Annotated in this window: 2 protein-coding genes; both read right to left on the bottom strand. The window is 38.6% G+C overall.

The window, feature by feature from the left end; translation table 11 throughout:
• On the bottom strand, positions 1–178 hold a 178-nt coding region (locus tag F6K53_RS44645), incomplete at its 3' end, for a DUF4870 domain-containing protein (protein WP_293087453.1).
• A 16-nt stretch (positions 179–194) separates the two neighbouring features.
• Positions 195–1,115: transposase (locus F6K53_RS44640; RefSeq protein WP_293087450.1), on the bottom strand; the 921-nt coding region annotated here is incomplete at its 5' end.

The following is a 1,115-nucleotide window of genomic DNA, read 5'->3' as shown; positions in this document are numbered from 1 at the left end:
GATTTTCCAGCACCTTTACTAAGGCAATTATGGGCATAATTAGACTGACAATACCTAATATAATTAGCAGCGGAATCCCAATAATCACCACAGCCAGTATTAAACAAATCACCACATATATATAAAGGCAAATGTGAAAATTCAGAGCTTCTTTGGCATTTTCTTTGACCAGTGACATACTCCCACACTGACTTTTACAAGTTCAGTGTGGGCTTCTTTCCAACTCCACCTACTGGTTCGGATACTCGGAAAGCTTTACTACCGACGGAATGCCCTACCGCCAACTTTAATATATTAATTGCCGCATTTACATCACGATCCTCGGTATAACCGCAATGAGAACAAGAGTGGATGCGGTCTTTTAGTTTTTTGGGTACCTTTTTTCCACAGTTGGAACAGTTCTGGCTGGTATTTCTGGGATTTACTGCGACTGTAACCAAACCAGCATTCTCGGCTTTGTTTGATAGTATCGACAGAAATTGTCCCCAGCCAGCATCATGAATAGATTTAGCTAAGTTAGATTTAGCCAGTCCCTTGATATTTAGTCTTTCATGAGCAACTAGATCGTGATCATCTAGTAAGTTTTTTGCTGTTTTAAAATGAAAGTTTTTTCGGGTATCAGCTACCTTTTTATGAGCCTTACCCAGTTTCTTGACAGCCCTTTTCCTATTATTACTGCCTTTTTTTGATCTACTAACAGCTTTCTGGATTTTCTTTAGTCGTTTTTGAGCTTTTATATAATATTTAGGAATCGGGACTTCTGTGCCATCAGATTTGACTAGGAATGACTTAAGACCCATATCTATCCCAATGGGATTTGACACTTGTTCTATCTGAATTAGTTCAGGAACCGAATCATCCTGTAACGATAATGTTACATAGTATCCATCAGCCTTGCGTGTAACTGTTGCAGTTTTAATTTTGAACCCTTTTGGAATCGGCCTATGGTAGATCATCTTGACCCATCCAAACTTGGGAAGGTTAAATTTGTTGCCCCGGATAGGGTTTTTAGAGAAAGCGGAAAAAACTAAAGATTTATACCTGCTTTTACTTTTGAATCTAGGTCTGCCACTTCTTTTTCCATTAGAATCACCTTTTAAAAACCTTCGTGGTTG

Origin of the sequence: Moorena sp. SIO4A1, assembly GCF_010672065.1 — a bacterium.
In the GTDB taxonomy this organism is placed as follows: domain Bacteria; phylum Cyanobacteriota; class Cyanobacteriia; order Cyanobacteriales; family Coleofasciculaceae; genus Moorena.
This window is presented reverse-complemented; position numbering and strand designations above follow the sequence as displayed.